Genomic DNA, 22,137 nt, shown 5'->3' with positions numbered 1-22,137 from the left:
CTACAGTGGTGCGTTTACATTGAACTCTCAAACCAGTCTTATCTGAGTTAATCCCTTTTTCTTTTCATCTCAAGCTTCTCTTATCTCTTATCTCTTATCTCTTATCTCTTATCTCTTATCTCTTATCTCTTATCTCTTATCTCTTATCTCTTATCTCTTATCCAAGAGCTTGAACCACTTATCTGGCATTACTAGCACTTAGTAAACACCTGTGAACTTTATGCACAAAACTTACTTTATGTTCTTTATTCTCAATATCACCATATTAAAGACAGGCTCGTAACATCACGTTAACTTTAGCTCATCCGCTGAATGGTGCTGAACTTTTCCAAACTTACTGGAAAGTCCCTATTCAATACTGAGCCTACTCAGCTGGAACTATACAAATATAAGCCTCGGTCAATGAACCGTGACACCTACATAAGGAACGTGAATCATGTTTAAGGCACTAAAACCTACCCTCGCCGCTTCAATCATCGCAGCTACATTCTCACTTAGCTCTTTTGCTGCAGATGTTGAAAAAATCCACTTTTTAATCCCTGGCGGCGCTGGCGGTGGTTGGGATATGACAGCACGAGGCACTGGTGATGTACTGATTAAATCTGACATCGTCGAAAACGTCTCTTTCCAAAACTTGTCTGGTGGCGGCGGTGGTAAAGCAATTGCCCACCTGATTGAAACCGCAAAACGTCAAGAGGACACGCTAATGGTGAACTCTACGCCTATCGTCGTGCGCTCTCTTACCGGAATATTTCCCCAATCTTTCCGAGATTTAACTCCCGTAGCCGCTACTATTGCTGACTATGGCGCTATCGTGGCGTCTGCAGATTCGAAATACAACACATGGGAAGATGTGGTTACAGAATTCGAATCTAACCCTCGTAAAGTGAAAATTGCTGGAGGCTCAGCTCGTGGCAGTATGGATCACTTAGTGGTTGCAGCAGCGTTCAAAGGCGAAGGGTTTGATGCTAAAAAAGTTCGCTACATTGCATACGATGCCGGTGGCAAAGCAATGGCAGCTCTACTTTCAGGTGAAACTCAGCTTCTTTCAACTGGTTTAGGTGAAGTTCTAGAAATGTCTAAATCTGGTCAAGTAAAAGTACTGGCAGTAACGGCACCTAAACGACTTGATGCTGCACCAAACATTCCAACTCTAACTGAATATGGTAATGAAACCGTTTTCGCTAACTGGCGTGGTTTCTTTGCTGCTCCTAACACTAGCCAAGCAAAAATTGATGAGTGGAACCAAGCTCTGAATAAGATGTACCAAACCGATGAGTGGCAAGTTGTTCGTGACCGTAATGGTTGGATCGATAACTACAAGGCTGACAAAGATTTCTACGCATTCCTTGAAGACCAAGAACAACAAATGGGTGATTTGATGCGTGAATTAGGCTTCTTAAAGTAAAACACAATTCACAGGGCTGTTAATCGCAGCCCTACTCTGATTAAACAGTTTCGCCGTACATGAGTGCAAACCCAAACTCCTTTGTTATTAGTGAGTCGTCTTTCCTCAACCGTTACCCGTTGGTCACACCTGATAGTTATCGATATCAATAGTTATTGGCAACAATAGCCTTCGACATCAACCGCTATCGGCGTTTGGCGAAAGGTAATAGGGAGCAAGCTTCTTACCTTCTGTTAATGATCCCGATTTTTCTCATTAACTCGCTTATGTACGGTTTTTTATTTCTTTTTTACCTTTCAAACGGAGTTGGATATGTCGGATTCGCCAACCAATTTTTTAAGTAAGGATTACTTGTTATGTCGAGATCGTGTCGGCGCAATGATATTCCTGCTGGTGTGCCTATGCTATGGCTACCAAACTACTCTCATTCCTCTTTTCCCTGGCGACGAATATGAACCGTTTACGGCTCGAACTTTGCCGACTTTACTGACCTTTGCCGGAATAGCGTTATCGCTTTTACTACTCGTTACAGGTCAAGAAAACAAAGACAGCGGCGCTGTCACCGAATTTAACTGGAAACTGCTCATTGGTTTCTTATCTCTTATGGCTCTTTACGGGCTGGGGCTAACTTACATCGGGTTTGTACTCTCTACAGGGTTCTTCTTAATGTCTGGCTTCTACCTGTTAGGTGAGCGTAGCAAACCCATTTTATTTGGTGCTTCATTCCCATTTGTGATCGGTTTTTATCTTCTTTTAACTCAAGGCTTAGATATTTATTTAGAGCCTGGCTTAATTTTCACTCTTTGGTAGGGAAACATTATGTTAGACGGAATTTTACAAGGGCTTTCTACCGCCATAATGCCAATGAACATCATGATGGTGATCGTCGGATGTTTTGTGGGAACCTTCATCGGAATGCTGCCAGGTCTTGGGCCTATTTCAGCCATTGCGTTGATGATCCCAATTACTTACGGTCTGGATCCATCTTCGGGCTTAATCCTAATGGCAGGTGTGTATTACGGTGCAGTATTTGGCGGATCAACATCTTCGATATTGATTAATGCGCCTGGCTGTTCATCAACTGTGGTAACCGCTTTTGACGGCTATCCAATGGCTCAAAAAGGACAAGCAGGTAAAGCATTAGCCCTCGCCGCTTATTCTTCTTTCACTGGAGGTACGCTTTCAGCCATTATGCTGCTTATTGCGGCTCCGGCTTTGGCTAGTGTATCCCTGAGTTTTCAATCATCAGACTACTTTGCGCTTATGTTACTTGGTCTATCTGCTGTTGCAGCATTTGCAGGACCAGGGCAAGTTGTAAAAGCGTGGATGATGACTATTTTAGGGTTGATGCTTTCAACCGTTGGTATAGACAAAGGTGTAGGCGTAGAACGCTTTACCTTTGGTCTGACTGATTTAATGGATGGCTTTAGCTTCTTGTTATTAGCAATGGCAACATTTGCACTTGGTGAGACATTAATGGGGATTTTGAAACCGGAAAAAGACACCAGCGGCGAAGAAAGCCAAAAAATGGCTGATATAGGAAGTATGAAAGTCACGAAGGAAGAAATTAAAGAAGTGGCACCCGTTTCTATTCGCTCTTCGATTCTTGGCTTCTTTACTGGTGTATTACCGGGCGCGGGGGCAACTATCGCGGCTTTCCTGAGCTATGGCATGGAACGAAGCTTGGCACCAAAAGATAAACAAAAAGAGTTTGGTAAAGGCAGTATTCGTGGCTTAGTCGCACCAGAATCGGCAAATAATGCCGCATCAAGTGGTTCATTTGTACCTTTACTTACTTTGGGTATTCCAGGGTCTGGCACTACAGCTATCATGTTAGGTGCACTTATCGCTTATGGGATTCAGCCTGGTCCTCGCCTTTTCGTTGAGCATCCAGACGTATTTTGGTCTGTTATCATTTCCATGTACTTCGGTAACATTGTGCTAGTGATTCTGAATTTACCTCTGATTCCGTATATCTCTAAGCTTCTGGCAGTCCCAAGAACCGTGCTGCTTCCAATGATCTTATTCTTCTCGATTACTGGCGTGTACTTAGTTTCTTTCAACACGATGGACGTATTCATCATGCTTATCGTGGCAATGGCAGCTATAGCATTACGGCTTGCTAACTTCCCTCTCGCACCACTGTTATTAGGCTTCATATTAGGTGGTTTGATGGAAGAAAACTTAAGGCGAGCACTGATGATTGCAGATGGCGAACTTAGCTTCCTATGGGAGCGTCCAATTACGATGACCTTCACCGTGTTGGCTGTATTAGTCCTAAGTAGCCCAGTGTTAATGACATTGTTCAGACGATTTAAAGCCAAGCCCGTTGAAGCTTAGTTATTGAGCCCGCACAACTCAAATAGCTTATTAGCTAAATGAGCTAACAAGCTAAATAATCGAAAGCCCTAGCGAACTCAATCGCTAGGGCTTTTTAATACTGAATTAAGCGTGCAAATGTTTTTTGAAAAACTCCAATGTTCGACTCCAAGCTAACTCAGCTTCTTCCTCTGCATAACGCCCTGTAGAGTCATTATGGAAACCATGATTTACATCATCGTAGATGTACGCCACAAAATCAGCATTATTGGATTTTAAGCGCTTCTCATAATCCGGCCATGTGCCATTTACTCGCTTATCTAGTGACGCAAACTGAAGCATTAATGGTCCTTTAACTTGATCTTGTATTTCTGAGGCTGCAGGGGTCCCGTAGAAAGGCACGCCAGCATCCAACTTATCAGGGATTGTCGCAGCAAGCATATTCACCACATATCCACCATAACAAAAACCCACCGCACCTAAGCTTCCATTACTTAATTCGTGTTCTTTTAAAAACGAGGCAGCGGCAATAAAGTCTTCTTCAAGTTTGGATTTATCCATACCTTTTTGCATACTGCGACCTTCATCATCATTACCAGGGTAGCCGCCTAGTGGGTATAAAGCATCAGGCGCGAAAGCAATGAATCCTTTAGCTGCTAATCTTCTTGCTACATCTTTTATGTATGGATTTAGCCCTCTGTTCTCATGAATAACTAACACTACGGGTGCAGTATCGGTTAGCCCCTTTGGCAGCACTAAATATCCTTGGCACTCTCCATGCCCCTTAGGTGATGAGAACTTTGCGTAACTGGCAGTAATCGATGGATCATTGAATGAAACTTGCTCTGCCAATGCATAATTTGGAATTAAGGCACTAGTAAGCGTTGTCATGGTAAAACCAAGGACTGCTAGCCCACCTAAACGTCTCATAAATTCTCTTCGGTCAATCACCCCATGAGCATATTCGTCATACCAGTCAAATGCTTCTTGCGGAATTGGTCTAGTTTTATTCGGTGTATTAGCGTTAAAAGTGGATTCTGTCATTGTCATTCCCTTGTCACGATGAATCGAAATTGTTGGTCTTTATGTATAAAGCATGCTGAAAAAATATACTCACACTACCTTTTTATACGGAACTACCCTCACTAAAGTTCATATCTTTAGTAAACAGAATAGCCTCTTAATGATAATGTGGTCAGAATTCCGATAATAATTTATCCAAAGAGAAAGGAAGCTCAATGCAATTAGATTGGTCAACACTTGTTGATTGGTTAACGCTATTCGATTCGTTAACAATGTTCGATTGGATCATCTTATTTACTGCTGGCGTCTTTGGTGGAGTGCTTAACTCTATTGCTGGAGGCGGAAGTTTTATCACCTTTCCCGCTTTATTGTTTGCAGGCGTTTCGCCTATCGCGGCAAACGCTACCAATACCTTTTCATCTTGTGCTGGTTATTTGAGTGGTGCTTACGCACTTAAAAACGAAATAATGTCAGACAAATCTCGGTTAACACAAACAGTTGTATTAAGCGTTATAGGTGGTGCGATTGGGGCTTTCTCACTATTACACACACCCGAGACTGTTTTCACACAATCCATTCCCTGGTTACTTCTATTTGCAACCATCCTTTTTACATTCGGGGGAAAGCTCAATCAAGTATTGAAGAATGCGACCAGTAAACATAAAAGCGCTACCCATGCCGGAGTGTTCTTTACAGGGTTACTACTATTGGCGGTTTGTATTTATGGCGGGTATTTTAATGCAGGCTTAGGGATTGTGACCCTGAGTTATTTAGCGCTTGCTGGATACACTAACTTAACCGTTATGAATGGCATTAAATTATTAGTGTCCGCTAGTGCTTCACTGGCTGCCATTATCTTTTTTGTGATCAATGGTTCTATTGATTGGAGCTCTGGCATTGCCGTTTTATTAGGCACATTAGTCGGAGGGTACTACTCTGCGAAAATTTCGCGAGACATCCCAGAGCGGTATGTGAGAAAGACCGTCATCATCGTAAGTGTAATGATCACTTTCTACTTTTTTTATACGACCTATATCATCAGCAACTAGATTGACGGTGGTGAAGTAGAGGCTACTCGCTTATTGGCTTATTGGCTTATTAAGCATGTGAAATAATTCCCAATCGCAACTGTTTAACTGTTTAACTGCTTAACTGCTTAACTGCTTAATAACTAATCATAAATGTGACTTTGGTTGTACTGACATCAAAGAAACCACTAATTTTGTATCTATATTTTACATTTATCTAACCAAATCAATGAGAGTGGCATACTATTACGCCTGCTTTTATAAACTGGTGTGAAAAAATACACACCGTTCTAAATCAAATCATTACACATTATGGTTATTTTGAATCTGCTCACTTTTAAGGATGTAAAGTGTCATGAAAAACCTATCGTTTAAAAATAAGATTATCACTCTTATCGTTTCAATCATTACTCTCACAATTCTTGTCTCTTACTTCAGCGTAAATCACTTTATCAGTGGCTATATTTACCAGTCTGACACCAAAAATATCTCCCACAACATCAACTTGATGCAGCAGAAGCTGACAGGTGAACTTCAAAGTAAAGTTGCCCTTGCTGAAAACCTTAACTTCAGCATGATGGATATTTCAGAAACAAAAGAACGATCCGGATTTAATCAAGTCGTTAAAATTGTAAATGGATACGCTTTTGATGATTCAGGCAATATGGAAGAAAGCGACGCTCAAGTCTTTATTGATTTAGCCGAAAATCACAGTGATAAAACCGTCGTTAGCCCTGTGTCTCTCAAGGGTGACTCTGCGACCCTCACAATATCTATCAAGCGTATCGATGATTCTGTCGATTTCTTCGAGATTGATTTGCAAGAATTTGCAGATGTTATTCGCCAATATTCAATAGAAGGAAGCTATGCCGAGTTAATATCAGACAACAACATCACTATCTATTCTAATAAGGTTAGTGACCAAGTCATTCCTGTGTACCACACCGTTGAATTCAGTGGGCAAACATGGCAATTAAATGGTTATATCGATACCACCCTTATCGAGCAGAATACTGATAGCTTAAACCAAATGATTACTTTGGCTCTGATTGTTTGCGGGCTTATTTTTATCGCAATCAGCATTGTACTGTTAAGCATTGCGTTCAAACCACTCTTGAACTTAAAAGCCGTTGTAGCTGATTTATCACAAGGTAATGGTGACCTGACTCAACGTCTAGAAGTCGTTTCTAAAGATGAAATTGGTCAAATATCAACATCCATCAACCTATTCATTGAAAAACTACAATCAATGTTTATGGAAGTACTCGACTCCTCAGCACAAATTGATGCCGCCATAAGTCAACTTTCACAGCAATCAAAATCAAATGTTTCCACTCTGAATAGCCATACTGTCGAAACTGAACAAGCCATCGCTGCTATTGAAGAAATGAGTGCAACCGCTAGCTCAATTGCTGAAAGCTCAAACGACGCCGCTAAGCTTACTGAACTCACAAGCTCTAACGCCAGTGATTCAAAAGATACGGTCACGAACGCAGTATCCAGTGTTTCGTCTCTAATGGATCAAGTGGCGTCTATGTCTCTCACTATCAGCACCATGAATGACGACACAAAACAGATCAGCAGCGTATTACAAGTTATTGGCGACATTGCCGAGCAAACTAACCTACTTGCATTAAATGCCGCAATTGAAGCTGCCCGAGCAGGTGAGCAAGGAAGAGGCTTTGCAGTAGTAGCCGATGAAGTAAGAGCATTAGCCGCTAGAACTCAGCAAAGCACATCACAGATTAATGAGATGTTAGCGAAACTGCACAAAACAACGGATAACGTAGTGTCTGAAATGGCTACGACCCAAACAAGTTGCGAACAGACGGCAGAAAAAACAAACCAAGTGATGTCTTCTCTAAATGTGGTGACAGGTTCTGTTGTGGAAATTAACGATTTGAACACGCTAATGGCAACAGCAGCAGAGCAGCAAAGCCAAGTGACTAGCGAAGTAACGCGTAACATGGCAGCGATACAGGAGATGATTCAAAAACTTAATGCCAATGCGAGCGAAACAACTTCAGTTAGCGACGAACTAAGAGCAACATCAAGCAACCTATCCGATGTTGTAGGTCGCTTCAAAGTTCAATAAAGACAAGAACACACTTAATCATAATAAATTTATATGGTTAAACATCTTATTCATCAGTTATTTACATAAAAAATTGCAGTTTAAGTAAATCGCCTTCCAACGCCATCAATCATTGATGGCGTTTTTATTTTTAAGCATTTAGATACATATAGACTTAGCTAACAAATCTACTGAAAACACAATGCAATAACCATAAATTAAGTGATGTTATAGAGACTTATAATACTTTTTGGTTACATTTAAATAACACCATTGATATCTTTGTGATTCTTACTTTTGAGAAACAAAAATTTCAGTTGAAATAGACATATAACAATAAATAAAGGTTGGCTTGCGACATGTTTGACTACCCTACGCTCAGTAAAATCGCGGCTCAAGACAAAGAGATTCCCATCATACTTTGTGAATTATTTGATCTCGCCCGTTCGTATTACCCAAAACTATCACGTTTTTCAGTGGTACTTTCTGGAGATAATAAAGCCTCTAACTACTTTGTTTCAGACCACCTCTGCCCCAATGAAAAACAAGATTGCAGTGAACAAGAGATCACTAATCGCTCTGCACTTTTTAAAATGTACAGCAAACCTAACGTCCGAGTTATTGATGACTTAACATCAGTACCACCCACTAAACGACTTGCACAGTTAATTGAATTTGGACATAAAAGTAGTTACACCACACCTATAAACCACCGTGGCATCCACATTGGTTTTATTTTCATTAACGCGTCTAGCTGTGGCTTTTTCAATGAATATAACGCCCAACGTGATATCGCTTTTTTTACCCAATTGGTCACTAATTTACTGGTTCTACAGTATGAAAACCAAAAGCACTTTCAATCTTCTTTAGCTGTAGCTCTCAACATGGGTCATTCCCGTGATCCCGAAACGAAAGAACACTTGACCAGAATGGGAAGGTACAGTGAGTTGCTTGCCCGTATTTTATCTGGGACTAAAGGTGATATTACTCATCAGTTTATACACCGTATCCGCTTATACGCACCTTTCCATGACATTGGAAAGTACCGAGTCCCTGACCATGTTCTTTTTAGTTCAAAAGTTTTTTCCGATGAAGACCGTAAAATAATGAACAACCATACCCTCCATGGCGAAGAGATCATTAATGATGTGGTGAACCTGTCAGACAACCATTCAATCACAACGGAAGAAGTACAGTTCATTAAAAACATCATTCGTCATCACCATGAACGATTTGATGGTCAAGGTTTACCAGATGCTTTAAATAAAAATAGGATTCCTTTGGAAGCTCGTATCGTGACTTTAGCTGATGTATTTGATGCTCTTCTGAGCAAAAGAGCATACAAGCACGCATGGTCGGTTTCACAAGTGATGGAATATATCGAGACACAAAATGGTCTACTTTTTGACCCAGATTGTGTAGCTGCGCTTAGAGACAACTTTGAATCGTTTATGGATATTAGAAAAGAATTATCCGACTCAGGTGAAGCTTTCTGTTCACCAATGGCTTAAGCATTTGGTCAAGGCAAGATCGTAAAGCTGAATAATGAAACAGGGACAGGGAACAGAGAATACGCACTCTAGCTTTTTGAAACGGGTCACTAAATCATCTTTTTTGAGATCAATTTAGCTTAATTTTCAATCAAAAATGCAATACTAGTTGTGTTGAAAAAAGTATAAATCAGGGGGCATTATGAATAAAAAACTCGGTCATATCATGTCATCAAGTCGACTCATTTCATTTGTCGCCTTTCTTGCTGCAACCTTTGCGTGGATACTAAAAATGCCAGCGTTATTTTTTGTATCAGCGATGTTTCTTGTAGTCAGTGCCATCATTTATGGCGTCGATCTCTGGAAAAAGCGCCTGAAAGACAGCCAAGCTTAATGTGTCTATACGTAACACTCTGAAGATGTTTAGCGCTCTTGTTTACTGCACTTGAGAGCGCTTAAATTCGTCAATCAACAAGTAGAATCGCTTCACGACCCTTCCAGAAACAACAAAGGAGCGAATACGCTCCTTTGTATAAATAACTCGGTATTTTCCCACTATCGGCGGAAATTACGACCATTGCCTTTACGCTCTTTAAATGCAGAAGCCGCTTTTGCTTGTGAAGCAAGGATTGACTCGACCGTTAACTCCATTGGCTCACGAGGCTCTAGACCATGTCGGAATGTACGTGAACGTGGTGGCATCTGATATTCAATATCCGAAGCTTTTGGCATACGCTTGAAGCGATAAAGATAGAAGTTTTCTACTTTCTCTCTCGCCCATTCTGTTTTCTTCAAATATTTAACCGCACTTGCCACAGTTGGTTTTGTATTAAAGCAATTCATGCGCATTGCAGCGTCTAGAATTTCCCAACCATAGTGATCAACAAGCTCTGTGATCAAGGTTTCAAGCTTTAAGCCATGCAAAGGGTTATTTTGTTGCAGTTCAATTCTTTCTTCTTCAGTCATATCTTTACCTTTTCACAACCTAAACCGAGTTAGGCTCTGAATTTCTCTTGGTACGCCATCATCAATAATGCTTACCAATAATTTTCTATAGGGATGTCCATTTCCCCTATCACTCCCTTTATGATGGCATAAAGCACGTCAGTATCCTAACTCTGCGCTCTTTATATTTCGGTTAATACGGTTAAACGGCTCTATTTCCATCAACCGTGAACAAAATTCATTTGTGTCGAGTGTTTATACATAAAAAGAGGGCTGCAATGCCCTCTCTAATAATTTCGCTTTCTAAATCGCTAAGTAATACTTACGCTTATTTTTTCTGCCTTGACGTTAACACGTACAAACAAGGAACAATAAACAAAACGACAGGGACAGAGAACAACAAACCATAACCCAACGTCAATGCCATTGGTCCCATATTTACATCTGCTCCACCAATACCATAAGCAAGCGGTAACAAGCCAACGACTGTTGTTATCGATGTTAACAGAATCGGTCTTAGTCGAGTTTTAGCAGCCTCTATCACCGCTTGAGAAACCTCAAGCCCCTTCTCTCTCATTTCATTAATCCGAACAATCAACACCAATGAGTTGTTGACCACTACCCCACACATTCCTAACGCACCGACTAATGCAAATAAAGAAATGGGTTGCATGTGTAAGAATAGCGCTGACAGAGATGCCACTAGAGCGAATGGGATAACTGAAATAACCAGCAGTGGTTGAAGAAGTGAACCAAACATAATGGCCAGTACAAAGTAAATACCCAAAATTGCCGCAGGGAATGCAACCACAATGCCCCCTAGTGTTTCTTCCGCAGCTTCTACTTCACCACCAATATCAAGTGTGACATCTGCACTGATCTTATCTTTAACGGCAGTCCATAGCTCATCGGTAATGTCATCAGGGTCCAGTTGCTCACCTCCGATTTGTGCTGTCACAATCACTTGTCTGTCACCATTAAAGTGCAAAATGATACGTTCAGCTTGAGTGTATCGTACATGTGCCAAGCGGCTCAATGGAACTTGAGTACCATCAGCAGTGTAGATCTTAGTATTACGAAGTTTTTCAAGGTTACGATATTGCTCGGTCAGTATGACTCGCAGACCCACTTCCTCGTCACCAATCCACGTCGTTGATACTTTTTCACCGTCAAAGGCAATACGCAAGGTCGTAGCTAAATCATCAACGGTTAAGTTGTAGCGCGCTAACCATTCATACTGAGGGACAATTTCAAGCTGCTGATCTTTAAGCTCTTCATTATTAGTAACATGGCTCAGACCTTCATAATTAGCTAGCCACTCAGAGACCGCATTAACTGCTTGATCTCGAGACTCTTTATTCTGACCAATAACACGAACTTCTACGGGTTCACCAAGAGGTTCACCACCCGCATCGACAGAGAGTTTAATGAAAGGTACAGAGGTGTTATCAGCTAACTGCTCTCGCAAACTATCTACGATCACATCCGCCGTTCTGTTTCTATCTTCTGCATTCGTTAGGTTAATTAACCCTTTGCTCACTGGTGTTGAGTAGGTCATTTCGTAGCTAAGTAACTCCGATTCAGGTAGCGCACTGATCACTTCCTCTATTTGCTTATGTGCAGCACGTACTTTATCCATTGGTGTGCCCGGTTTTACCTCGGTATACACTTCAATATACTTGGCGGCTTGGGCTGGGAAAAAGTCCAGCCTCATCGTCGTGATGATCGCACCACCAGCACCTAACGCCGCCAATGCCAATAACACCACTTTAAACTTGTGGTTCAAAGCACTTGCAAGAATCAACTCATAGCGCGCTGATAATTTATTAATTACTTCCGTTGATTTGGTTTTTGGCGTCGGCTTTTTCATTGCGTCGGCTAAGTGAGCTGGCAACGTCACCGTACATTCAAACCAAGAGAAGGTTAAAGCCATAATGACCGTCAGCGGGATCACGGCGATTTCCATACCTAGCTCACCAGGTATGAAGAAAATTGGGATAAACACAAGCACTGTCGTCGTTAAACTTGCTAGTACCGGTTTGTATACCTTTAGCGTGCCTTCTATCGCAGCTTCAAGTGGGGAAGCTCCTTTTTCACGCTCACTGTAAATACTTTCAGCAACAATCACTGAATCATCCACAATAATGCCGATAACAAGCAGTAGCGCAGACAATGTAATGGCATCTAGCGTCATTCCCATTCCTGGAATAAGAGCCAGCACGCCAAAAATACAGAAAGGAATAGAAACAGCAACCCAGAAAGCCACTTGACGCATCAATGCAAGACCAAGCACAACAAGCACTAAGAGAAGACCAATTCCACCGTTGCTTGCAACAATCGAGAACTTCTCTTGCATGTCTTTTGCTAGGTTAATTGAGGTGTGAAATTCGAACTTCCCACCCAACTTTTCACGTTCTGCATCTAACGTTGCCAGCACCGCATTGATTGCGGTACGAACATCGGCATTCGCTGTTTTGGTTATGTTGAACAAGATAGCTTGTTCGTTATTGATCATGCCGTATTCCGTCGCTTTCTCGAAACCATCGGTCACAGTTGCAACATCACTCACACGAACTAAACCACCATCAGGCAATACTCGAATAATGGTTTTTTCTAACTCTTTTGCACTCGTCACTTGCGTCAGAGTGACCAAGCGGTGCTCTGACTTCCACGACTCAACCACACCTCCAGAAAGTGACAAGTTGCGGCTGTTAATGGATGTCATGATGTCATCAAACGTTAGGTTATAACGACCAATTTTATTGGGATCTACTTCAATCCAGAACTCACGCTCGCGAAAGCCAGACATCGTTGCGGTACCAATACCAGGAATCGATTTAACACGCTTTTCTAGCTGACGCGCATATTGTTGTAAGTCAGCATAAGTGCCCGTTGTTGTGACACCAAAGCGCAACACCTCGAATGACGATGTACTCTCTTGAAGCACTAACGGGGGATCTGAAATGTCTTTCGGTAAGCCGCTTACACGATCGACCGCTTGCTGAATTTTACGTACGACGTCAGCAATGTCGGCTGTTTCATCGACTTCAAGCAAGATTAAAGAAGTACCTTCTTTTGATTCCGAAGTCATTTCACGGATGTTTTGTACACCGCGTAGCTCTTTTTCGATCTTGTTAGTGATATTCAGTTCAATATCTTGTGGCGATGCGCCCGGGTAATGAGTCACCACTTCCACTTCTGGAAAGGCAACTTCCGGATCTTCCTGCATTTTAATGATACTTAGTGACGCAAGACCAACCGCAAATACCATCATGGTGATCACACGGGCTAGAAAACCCCGCGCAGCAAAGTAGCTAATAATATGTCGCATAAACTACTCCTTAGTTTGTCGTACTTGCATGAAGAGACATTCCCGGTTTGATGAGGCTATTACCGTTAGGAATTTCAATGTCGATTGGGTAAGCCAATAATGTAGGGTCTAGGTTTATTCCAATACGCTTAATCTTAGATTTCACCTTAATATTAGGATTAACATCGCTCCACACGGTAAGCTCTTGCCCAACAGACAACTCTGTAAGATCATGCTCACTGGCAAGCAAACGAACGATAATATTTTCTACATCAGCCACGCTGTAAAGCAGGTTGCCTTTCTCTACCCAAGAACCTTGCTCTACGCTACGTTTTACTATGTAACCATCAATATCAGAGTTGATTTGAGTATGTTCAAGGTTGTCTACCGCTTGCTCTAAATCGATTTGTGCCAACTTCACATTAGCTTTTGCTGCTTGTAGATCGGCTAATGAGATATCTAATTCGTGCTGCGACAAACTTTTCTTTGCTCTTAGTTCTTTATAACGGTTATAGATACTACTTTTAATTTTGAGATCGGCTTTGACCAATTCTAGGTTCGCTTTTTGGCGACTCACCTCTAGAACAAAATCATTGTCTTCAAGAACGATAAGAGACTGGCCTTTCTGTATAGGCTCACCAAGTTGATATGGCTTGTTTTCAACCACACCACTCACCTGAGCGACCACATTTTGAAATTTTTGTGCGGTTGCATGACCAATTAAGTCAACTGCCAATGCATAACTACTTGGGAAGGATAGGGTCACCATAGCCGAGAACACTGCTAATTTTTTCATATTTTAATCTCCGAAAGAGTCTATTTATTACAGAGATTAATGCAGTGAGCGTGAATTTTTTGTATACCATACGGGACTTTCATCAATGGTAAGCTATTGATATTTAGTAGGCGAGATAAAATACATTGCAGGAATGATAGGAATGATAGGAATGATAGGAATGATAGGAATGATAGGAATGATAGGAATGATAGGAATGAGCATAACGCCTATAAAGCACAACAAACAAAAAAGGATGCCACATGGCATCCTTTTTAATTAATACGTCTTAATGACTGGCTTTATAACTCACGCTTATACGTCGTAAGTTGTTGAAGCAGTGTCGCCGCCTGTACCAGTCCAGTTTGTGTGGAAGAATTCACCACGTGGACGGTCAGTACGCTCGTAAGTGTGAGCACCGAAGTAGTCACGCTGAGCTTGTAGTAGGTTCGCTGGAAGACGCGCTGTAGTGTAGCCGTCTAGGAACGTTAGTGCAGAAGTCATACATGGCATTGGGATGCCTGATTCCATAGACTTAGCTGCAACTTTACGCCATGCAACCATACAGTTGTCTAGGATGCCTTTGAAGTATGCATCTGAACCTAGGAAAGCGATCTCTGGGTTCGCTTCGTAAGCATCACGAATGTTGCCTAGGAATGCAGAACGGATGATACAACCGCCACGCCACATAAGAGCAACGTTACCGTAGTTTAGATCCCAACCGTTTTCGTTCGACGCTTCACGCATTAGCATGAAACCTTGAGCGTAAGAGATGATCTTAGAAGCAAGTAGAGCTTGACGGATTGCATCAACCCACTCTTGCTTGTCGCCTTCAACTGGAGCAACAGTTTTGCCGAACAGTTTTTCAGCTTCAACACGTTGGTCTTTAAGTGCAGACAGGCAACGAGAGAATACAGACTCAGTGATTAGCGTTAGTGGGATACCCATGTCTAGCGCGTTAATGCCTGTCCACTTACCCGTACCTTTTTGACCAGCAGTGTCTAGAATCTTCTCAACTAGCGCTTCACCGTCTTCATCTTTGTAGCCAAGGATATCAGCAGTGATTTCTACTAGGTAGCTGTCTAGCTCAGTTTTGTTCCAGTCAGCAAATACAGCCTGCATTTCGTCGTGGTTCATACCTAGACCGTCTTTCATGAACTGGTATGCTTCAGTGATAAGCTGCATGTCACCGTATTCGATGCCATTGTGAACCATCTTAACGAAGTGACCTGCACCATCGTTACCAACCCAATCACAACAAGGCTCACCCACGTCAGTTTTCGCAGAGATACCTTGGAAGATAGGCTTAACCGCTTCCCAAGCTTCAGGAGAACCGCCTGGCATGATAGAAGGACCGAAACGAGCGCCTTCCTCACCACCAGAAACACCAGTACCGATGAAGTGAATACCTTTCTCACGAAGAGCAGCAACACGGCGGTTAGTGTCTGGGAAGTTAGTGTTACCACCATCAATGATGATGTCGCCTTTGTCTAGAAGTGGAACAAGCTTGTCGATGAACGTATCTACAACGTCACCAGCACGTACCATTAGCATTACTTTACGAGGCGCTTCTAGCTTTTCAACTAGCTCTTCTAGAGAGTAAGCACCAACAATGTTAGTACCTTTAGCTGGGCCTTCTAGGAACTCGTCTACTTTTGCAGCAGTACGGTTGTGAGCCACAACTTTGAAGCCGTGGTCGTTCATGTTTAGGATAAGGTTCTGACCCATTACTGCTAGGCCAATTACACCGATATCACCTTTCATTATTTATATCTCCTTGCGGCTATTCGCAATTACGCGATAGCACTTGCTGCATTTGAATCTAGGAACCACTCTGTTTCACCAGTCTTAGACTGAATTTTTGCTGCCGGGTAAGGCAACTCAGAAGCAGGAGTTGTATGAATTTCTTTAACGATCTCAACTTTACCTGCGCCAAGCACTAGGTAGCTGATTCGTTTAGCGGCTTCTAAAACTTTCGCTGTTTTAGAAACACGGATCTGACCCGACTCAGGGTGAGAAGCTAGTACAGATAGGTTCTCATCTTGGTAATTAGTCACGCCCGGGAATAGTGAAGCAGTGTGACCATCTGCGCCAACACCTAGCAGGATCCAATCGAATATAGGCGTACCGTTTTCAGTTGGAATAACGTCTGCCATTTCTTTTGCGAAACGCTCAGCTTCTGCTTTAGGCTCGTCTTCACCACGAATACGGTGCACGTTCTCTGCAGGAAAGTTTACTTGAGAACATTCTCTTAGTTTTGAAAACAACAGCGCATTTGCTTCGCCGAAGTTGCTTTCTGCATCATCCGGCGCCACGCAACGTTCGTCACCCCACCAGAAGTGAAGGTTATTCCACTGAATACCTTCCGCGTATGGCGCTTCCGCTAAAAGCTTGAAAAGCATTTTTGGCGTACTGCCACCAGAAAGAGAAATATGAACAGGTTTACCCTGCTCGCTATACGCTTGCATTTCATTTGCTAAGTTTTCAACAACCAATTCAGGCGTTTCAAAGATCTTGTGATTGATCATAATTCGCAGTAATCCGTGTCTGTTAAGTTTTTGCATGGGAAACGCCATGCACGACCATCTCTTTGTAGAAGATCATCGGCTTCTTGAGGACCCCAAGTACCACAAGCATAGCCAAAGAGCGCTTGAGGATCTTGTTTGAAATCTAAAATCGGTTGAACGTATTTCCAACATGCTTCTACTGCATCGGTACGGGCAAACAGAGTTGCATCACCGTTTAATGCATCAAGAAGAAGACGCTCATAAGCCGTTAGCATCTGAGTTTCTGGTAAATCAGAGTAAGAGAAGTTCATTTTCACTTCTTTTGCTTTGAAACCAGCACCAGGTTCTTTCAAACCAAAACTCATTTGAATACCTTCATCCGGTTGAATGCGGATAATCAACTTGTTTTCAGGCGCATCTTGACCAAACACTGGGTGTGGTGTGTTCTTAAAGTGAATCACAATTTCAGTCACACGAGTCGGTAAACGTTTACCAGTACGCACGTAGAAAGGCACGCCATTCCAACGCCAGTTGTTGATATGCGCTTTCAGACCAATGTAAGTCTCTGTACGTGAATCATCGGCTACACCGTTCTCTTCACGGTAACCTGGCAGATGTTGGCCACGAACATCGGATGCCGTGTATTGACCTAGAACCAAGTCTTTACGTAGGTCATCTTCTTCAAGAGGTTTAAGACACTGAAGTACTTTAACCACTTCATCACGGATAGAGTCAGCGTTGATCTGCGCTGGTGGCTCCATACCAACCATTGCTAGAACTTGTAGCAAGTGGTTTTGGAACATATCTCGCACAGCGCCAGAACCGTCGTAGTAACCGCCACGTTCTTCAACACCAAGGAATTCCGCACCCGTGATTTCAACGTAATCAATAAAGTTACGGTTCCACAAAGGTTCGAACATCGCATTCGAGAAGCGCAATACAAGCAGATTCTGTACTGTCTCTTTTCCTAGGTAGTGGTCAATTCGGTAGATTTGGTGTTCTTGGAAATGATGATGGATTTCTTCATCTAACGCTTGAGCTGAAGCCAAGTCGTAACCAAACGGCTTTTCAATGATAAGACGTCGCCAACCATTTGATTCATCATTCAGACCATGCGCTGCAAGGTTTGCTGGGATCACACCGTATAGACTTGGTGGTGTTGCTAAGTAAAACAACGTGTTGTGATTTTCAAATTGGTAATCTTTCTCAATTTGATTCAAACGGGTTGCTAGACGTGCGTAATCTTCAACATCAGAAGTATTGATAGCCTGATAGTGCAGGTGATCAATAAAAGCATTCAGAATCTCAGGCTCTGTTTTCTCCATATCCTGAAGTGATTGCTTTAATTTTGCGCGGTAAGATTCGTCACTGTAATCGGTACGACTAACACCTAAAATCGCGAAAGATTTTGGCATCTGATTGTTCGCGTATAGGTGATATAAAGCAGGGATCAGCTTTCGGTAGGTCAAATCTCCCGATGCACCGAAAATTACGATGCTGCTGTTTTCAGGTATTACCATCATCTTTCCTATAAAAACAAGGTTTTTAGTATTCGCTAAAAGTATCAGCGACATACGAAAATAGATAATAGGTCTTAACTATTATATCAATAGTAAATGCCTATTAACCTAGAAATGTGTTTGGTAAATGGGGTGAAATCTATCACCTCTATTCGGGTCGGTATTGTCTACGACAATTTGATTTACATCAACCGCTGTGAAGGCAATCGATTAAATATTGACTCATTTCACCAGTATTTTATTTAATACTGGCAAAAAAGTGAGGAGGATTATGAAAGGAGATGAGCAGTTAAATCGTACTCTATCGGATTAACTTCATGTAGCAGCGTTCAGGGCGACCTACTGTCCCGTAGTTTAGATCAGCCTCTAATTCACCGGCCGTAATTAAATACTCAAGGTAACGCCGAGCAGTGGTTCGGCTTGCCCCTATTTTTTCTCCAGCTTCATCAGCCGTGAGCTTAAAATCACCATGATCGAAAAGTAGTCGGATCTTATCAAGGGTCACACCATCAATCCCCTTAGGTAGACGCCCATGTTGTGCGCTATCGGGCTGCGTTGAAGATTGAAGCATTTTGTCCACTAACCCTTGGTCAAGATTTGAAGCGTTATCAATATTTTCTCTCTGAGATAAGTACTTTTTCAAAGCAGCCTCAAGACGAGGAAACATTACCGGCTTGAGTAAATAATCCACCACCCCACCTCGCATGGCATGTTGAAGGGTTTCAACATCCCGCGCAGCCGTGATCAAAATAACATCGCAACCTTGATTTGAGCCTCGAACCTTAGTCAATATATCTAAGCCAGAACCATCAGGTAGATACACATCTAACAAGACTAAGTCTGGCTTAAGTATATCAAGCTGAATTTCAGCTTCAGCTTGTGTCGTCGCAATACCAATGACTTCAAACCCGTCCATTTGAGACAAATATCGGTGATGAAGCTCTGCAATCGCTACATCATCTTCAATGATCATCACTCTGGTTAACGTGTTCATTTTTGCTTTCCTTTTTCAAAAGAATGCTCACTCGACGTGTTCTCTCTTTGCGCAAAAATATCTTCTTTTGGTAAATAAACCGTCATTCTTGTTCCATGTTCCATATTACTTATCATTTCCAATTGCCCGTGATAACGATCTGCAAGTTGTTTTATCAAGTACAGCCCCACTCCGCGGTTTGATTTTGCCTTACTTGAAACGCCTTTATCCGTTAATGACTCTTCAGAAAATTCATGAGGTAAACCACACCCTTTATCATCCACTTCTAAAATTATTTCATTGCCAAAATCACTAACAGACACTTCTACAATCCGTCTTGAATACGCGATATGTTTTTCATTTTTTATTGCGGTCATCGTTGCATCAAAAGCGTTATCAATTAAGTTACCTAAAATAGTCACAACATCATCTGAGTTCAGCCAGGCTGGTAAAGCTTCTAATCGCGAGCCTTCTTCAACTTTTAGTTCTAAACCAATTTCTCTTGCACGTTCTGTTTTCCCTAATAACATCCCTGCAATTAAAGGGTCTTTGACCGTTTCACGTAAGAACTCGATCAGTACTTGATAGTGCGCGGTTTCTTGACCGATTAACTGCTGAACCGATTCTAAATCACCCATTTGCACCAGACCGCTGATTGTATTGAGTTTATTCCTGTGTTCATGAGTTTGAGATCGCAGTAAATCTGCATATTCGAGAGTTTGAGATAGTTGCTCTGTTAATTCGTTTATTTCATCACGTAATCGAAAACTCGACACCGCCCCAACCACGGTTCCATTCACAACAATTGGGCTTCGGTTGGCAATCAGCCGCTTATTATTCAGAAATAGTTCGATATCATGGTCAGACTCGCCGCTTACTAACAGATCCCCTAAATCACTCCCAGGTAATACATCAGCAAGTTGTTTATTCAATGCAGAATCACGATCTACGCTTAAAATCTGGCAAGCACTTTTATTAATTGAACGAAGCACACCATGAGCATCAATACTTAAAATGCCTTCTTTGAGGGTACTCATCGTGACATCAAGCTCTACATATAAGCGGCCAATTTCCTCAGGCTCAAAACCCAAGATTGCTTTTTGGAAACGGCGAGAAGCATAATTTGAAATGACAGCATTCACTCCGACCACCAGCAATGCCATTAATATAAGAAAAGCTAAATAGGGTTCTATTCTGTCTTGCAGTGAATCAAGCAAATAACCGACGGAAACTACGCCAATGATTTGTCCGTTTTCACCCTTAACTGCCGCTTTGCCACGAACCGAAATGCCGAGTGACCCCTGAGCGACCGAAACATAAGACTCACCAAGCACTAATGCCTTCTGGTTATCCCCGCCTCGCATTGGCTTTCCTAGCCGTTGATCAATAGGATGAACTAAGCGAATACCTTGTTCATTGCCGATGACGATAAATGCGGCACCAATTAAATGAGTTAAGTTTCTAAAGCGCTGCTGAACTTCATTTTCAGCAAGGAGAGTATGGCTAAGACCGATTTCTAGGCTTGAGTTTTTATTCTCTTCAATAAAATTGATGACGGTATTTGAATTAGATAGGAACTCTGCAACGCCTAAAGCTTTCAAGCCCATTTCTTGCTCTTGAGAGTCTTTAATGTAAGCGAAACCAGCACCAGATAAGATCAAAAGCTCAACTAGCCCAGTCAAAGTCATGATGATCAATAAACGCTTTCGAAAGCTAATATTTCGCCACTGCATAAAATTGCCCTATAAACCAGTCATGTAAAGTTAACACTGAGTTAACACTTGTGTCTTATCGTGGTTTTATATCTGTGACTACTACGCTGATAATTTATTTACTGTTTTATTAATAGAATATCCGTGTTACTCGCATATTTGTTAAATTTACTGAGCAAAATATGATTTTTTAGAACTTAAGCAACTAGATGCAAACTGATATGGTTATTTATTGAGCTAGATCACTTTGGTTTTAGGTCTTTTTTAGGTCGATTAGAATAAATACGATTATAATACGTACAGATAAAGAAATTCATTGCTGCATGACTTGTTAATCACTTTTTTTAAAACCTTATTCATAGGCTCTAAGGCGGATTAACAAAGTAGCAACAAGGTGTTTATGGACAACGTTAGTAAAAGGCTAGGTTAAGCTACTTACATAGCAACCACATAATAGAAGTACATGTTAAATGCACTCATAATAAAAATACTCAACGGGACATGGCACAGCTGAATTTCAAAGCGAATTAAATCATAACGTATATACATTGTTATAAGGATACCGACAATGAAACGCGATACTTTTGGAATTTGCCTTACTAAGGCCATGCTGTTCAACAACTTAAAAGCAACATTTACTCATGTTCGGGCTTATGAGAAAGATGCTACCTCGCCTCTTGACCTCAAAGTCTTGCTCAGCTTTCCACAAATGTCTGGTCAAGATTTATTACAAACCATGCAAGGATCACGACAACTTGAATGGCGCGCCGATCATCATTGCGCTAGCTTGAAGTGATTGCTAGTTACTCATAGCTGATAGCTGATAAATTTCGAGTTTAGGAAGAGCAACTTATTCCCTCCTCTAAAACATTATTTTCATCTAAAATGCCCAACAAAGAGTGCGTCAGTCGCGCTCTTTTTTTATACCTCTTTGTTTTTACCTTTTTCTTCGCTAACCTATTATATTCTCAGTAATGATTTTCATCTCAGTTTACTCAATTCAAGACAAAATCTATTACTCCTGTTAGTATTAGAGTTAATACTCTAAATAAG

17 protein-coding genes are annotated in these 22,137 nt (G+C 41.7%); 8 read left to right on the top strand and 9 right to left on the bottom strand.

What is annotated here, in order from left to right:
- The first annotated feature begins 436 nt into the window (after positions 1–436).
- From F0226_RS19600 to F0226_RS19590, 3 genes are all read left to right on the top strand, one after another.
- A complete protein-coding gene (locus tag F0226_RS19600; RefSeq protein ID WP_171737227.1) occupies positions 437–1,408 on the top strand; it encodes a tripartite tricarboxylate transporter substrate binding protein in 972 nt (323 codons plus the stop codon).
- Between the two features lie 312 nt (positions 1,409–1,720).
- The gene (locus F0226_RS19595; RefSeq protein WP_171737226.1) at positions 1,721–2,218 is read left to right on the top strand and encodes a tripartite tricarboxylate transporter TctB family protein; all 498 of its coding nucleotides are present in this window, start codon (positions 1,721–1,723) and stop codon (positions 2,216–2,218) included.
- Between the two features lie 9 nt (positions 2,219–2,227).
- The gene (locus F0226_RS19590; protein WP_171737225.1) at positions 2,228–3,748 is read left to right on the top strand and encodes a tripartite tricarboxylate transporter permease; all 1,521 of its coding nucleotides are present in this window, start codon (positions 2,228–2,230) and stop codon (positions 3,746–3,748) included.
- 105 nt (positions 3,749–3,853) lie between these two features.
- Here the strand turns inward: F0226_RS19590 and F0226_RS19585 are convergent, their stop codons facing one another.
- Positions 3,854–4,771: a dienelactone hydrolase family protein gene (locus F0226_RS19585; protein WP_171737224.1), complete on the bottom strand. Its 918-nt coding sequence runs from the start codon at positions 4,769–4,771 to the stop codon at positions 3,854–3,856.
- Positions 4,772–4,965: 194 nt separating this feature from the next.
- Here F0226_RS19585 and F0226_RS19580 point away from each other — a divergent pair, with 194 nt between their 5' ends.
- From F0226_RS19580 to F0226_RS19565, 4 genes are all read left to right on the top strand, one after another.
- Positions 4,966–5,799, top strand: coding sequence for a sulfite exporter TauE/SafE family protein (locus F0226_RS19580; protein ID WP_171737223.1), 834 nt, complete (start codon positions 4,966–4,968; stop codon positions 5,797–5,799).
- A 334-nt stretch (positions 5,800–6,133) separates the two neighbouring features.
- Entirely contained in the window at positions 6,134–7,873 is a 1,740-nt protein-coding gene (locus F0226_RS19575) for a methyl-accepting chemotaxis protein (RefSeq protein ID WP_171737222.1), read from the top strand.
- A 338-nt stretch (positions 7,874–8,211) separates the two neighbouring features.
- Entirely contained in the window at positions 8,212–9,363 is a 1,152-nt protein-coding gene (locus F0226_RS19570) for an HD domain-containing phosphohydrolase (RefSeq protein WP_253820873.1), read from the top strand.
- Between the two features lie 181 nt (positions 9,364–9,544).
- Positions 9,545–9,736: a hypothetical protein gene (locus tag F0226_RS19565; protein WP_171737220.1), complete on the top strand. Its 192-nt coding sequence runs from the start codon at positions 9,545–9,547 to the stop codon at positions 9,734–9,736.
- 161 nt (positions 9,737–9,897) lie between these two features.
- On the opposite strand, the gene F0226_RS19560 is transcribed toward F0226_RS19565, so the two are convergent.
- The 8 genes from F0226_RS19560 to F0226_RS19525 all read right to left on the bottom strand — a co-directional run bounded on the left by F0226_RS19560 (position 9,898) and on the right by F0226_RS19525 (position 21,105).
- Positions 9,898–10,308 carry a VF530 family DNA-binding protein gene (locus F0226_RS19560; RefSeq protein ID WP_171737219.1) on the bottom strand — a complete coding sequence of 137 codons (411 nt, stop codon included), beginning with the start codon at positions 10,306–10,308 and terminating at the stop codon, positions 9,898–9,900.
- A 307-nt stretch (positions 10,309–10,615) separates the two neighbouring features.
- Positions 10,616–13,618: an efflux RND transporter permease subunit gene (locus F0226_RS19555; protein ID WP_171737218.1), complete on the bottom strand. Its 3,003-nt coding sequence runs from the start codon at positions 13,616–13,618 to the stop codon at positions 10,616–10,618.
- 10 nt (positions 13,619–13,628) lie between these two features.
- Positions 13,629–14,393, bottom strand: a complete 765-nt coding sequence (locus tag F0226_RS19550; protein WP_171737217.1) for an efflux RND transporter periplasmic adaptor subunit — start codon at positions 14,391–14,393, stop codon at positions 13,629–13,631.
- A gap of 294 nt (positions 14,394–14,687) precedes the next feature.
- The gene (gnd, locus tag F0226_RS19545) at positions 14,688–16,136 is read right to left on the bottom strand and encodes a decarboxylating NADP(+)-dependent phosphogluconate dehydrogenase (RefSeq protein ID WP_171737216.1); all 1,449 of its coding nucleotides are present in this window, start codon (positions 16,134–16,136) and stop codon (positions 14,688–14,690) included.
- A 29-nt stretch (positions 16,137–16,165) separates the two neighbouring features.
- A complete protein-coding gene (pgl, locus tag F0226_RS19540; RefSeq protein ID WP_171737231.1) occupies positions 16,166–16,900 on the bottom strand; it encodes a 6-phosphogluconolactonase in 735 nt (244 codons plus the stop codon).
- A complete protein-coding gene (gene zwf, locus F0226_RS19535; RefSeq protein ID WP_171737230.1) occupies positions 16,897–18,399 on the bottom strand; it encodes a glucose-6-phosphate dehydrogenase in 1,503 nt (500 codons plus the stop codon). The genes pgl and zwf overlap by 4 nt, the downstream gene beginning before the upstream one ends.
- A 301-nt stretch (positions 18,400–18,700) precedes the next feature.
- Positions 18,701–19,393 (bottom strand): response regulator, encoded by a 693-nt coding sequence (locus F0226_RS19530; protein ID WP_171737214.1) that lies wholly within the window; start codon positions 19,391–19,393, stop codon positions 18,701–18,703.
- Positions 19,390–21,105 (bottom strand): sensor histidine kinase, encoded by a 1,716-nt coding sequence (locus F0226_RS19525; RefSeq protein WP_171737212.1) that lies wholly within the window; start codon positions 21,103–21,105, stop codon positions 19,390–19,392. Before F0226_RS19525 ends, F0226_RS19530 begins: the two co-directional genes overlap by 4 nt.
- A gap of 547 nt (positions 21,106–21,652) precedes the next feature.
- Here F0226_RS19525 and F0226_RS19520 point away from each other — a divergent pair.
- Entirely contained in the window at positions 21,653–21,880 is a 228-nt protein-coding gene (locus tag F0226_RS19520; protein ID WP_171737210.1) for a hypothetical protein, read from the top strand.
- Positions 21,881–22,137 lie beyond the last annotated feature (257 nt).

It is taken from the genome of Vibrio sp. 99-70-13A1, from assembly GCF_013114625.1.
In the GTDB taxonomy this organism is placed as follows: Bacteria; Pseudomonadota; Gammaproteobacteria; order Enterobacterales; family Vibrionaceae; genus Vibrio.
Note: the sequence above shows the minus strand (reverse complement) of the source record. Positions and strands in the feature narration are given on the sequence as shown.

What these genes read in the sequence shown, in the direction of transcription:
- F0226_RS19600 (WP_171737227.1), top strand. Translation starts at nt 437, where the DNA reads ATGTTTAAGGCACTAAAACCTACCCTCGCCGCTTCAATCATCGCAGCT.
- F0226_RS19595 (WP_171737226.1), top strand. Translation starts at nt 1,721, where the DNA reads ATGTCGGATTCGCCAACCAATTTTTTAAGTAAGGATTACTTGTTATGT.
- F0226_RS19590 (WP_171737225.1), top strand. Translation starts at nt 2,228, where the DNA reads ATGTTAGACGGAATTTTACAAGGGCTTTCTACCGCCATAATGCCAATG.
- F0226_RS19585 (WP_171737224.1), bottom strand. Translation starts at nt 4,771, where the DNA reads ATGACAGAATCCACTTTTAACGCTAATACACCGAATAAAACTAGACCA.
- F0226_RS19580 (WP_171737223.1), top strand. Translation starts at nt 4,966, where the DNA reads ATGCAATTAGATTGGTCAACACTTGTTGATTGGTTAACGCTATTCGAT.
- F0226_RS19575 (WP_171737222.1), top strand. Translation starts at nt 6,134, where the DNA reads ATGAAAAACCTATCGTTTAAAAATAAGATTATCACTCTTATCGTTTCA.
- F0226_RS19570 (WP_253820873.1), top strand. Translation starts at nt 8,212, where the DNA reads ATGTTTGACTACCCTACGCTCAGTAAAATCGCGGCTCAAGACAAAGAG.
- F0226_RS19565 (WP_171737220.1), top strand. Translation starts at nt 9,545, where the DNA reads ATGAATAAAAAACTCGGTCATATCATGTCATCAAGTCGACTCATTTCA.
- F0226_RS19560 (WP_171737219.1), bottom strand. Translation starts at nt 10,308, where the DNA reads ATGACTGAAGAAGAAAGAATTGAACTGCAACAAAATAACCCTTTGCAT.
- F0226_RS19555 (WP_171737218.1), bottom strand. Translation starts at nt 13,618, where the DNA reads ATGCGACATATTATTAGCTACTTTGCTGCGCGGGGTTTTCTAGCCCGT.
- F0226_RS19550 (WP_171737217.1), bottom strand. Translation starts at nt 14,393, where the DNA reads ATGAAAAAATTAGCAGTGTTCTCGGCTATGGTGACCCTATCCTTCCCA.
- gnd (WP_171737216.1), bottom strand. Translation starts at nt 16,136, where the DNA reads ATGAAAGGTGATATCGGTGTAATTGGCCTAGCAGTAATGGGTCAGAAC.
- pgl (WP_171737231.1), bottom strand. Translation starts at nt 16,900, where the DNA reads ATGATCAATCACAAGATCTTTGAAACGCCTGAATTGGTTGTTGAAAAC.
- zwf (WP_171737230.1), bottom strand. Translation starts at nt 18,399, where the DNA reads ATGGTAATACCTGAAAACAGCAGCATCGTAATTTTCGGTGCATCGGGA.
- F0226_RS19530 (WP_171737214.1), bottom strand. Translation starts at nt 19,393, where the DNA reads ATGAACACGTTAACCAGAGTGATGATCATTGAAGATGATGTAGCGATT.
- F0226_RS19525 (WP_171737212.1), bottom strand. Translation starts at nt 21,105, where the DNA reads ATGCAGTGGCGAAATATTAGCTTTCGAAAGCGTTTATTGATCATCATG.
- F0226_RS19520 (WP_171737210.1), top strand. Translation starts at nt 21,653, where the DNA reads ATGAAACGCGATACTTTTGGAATTTGCCTTACTAAGGCCATGCTGTTC.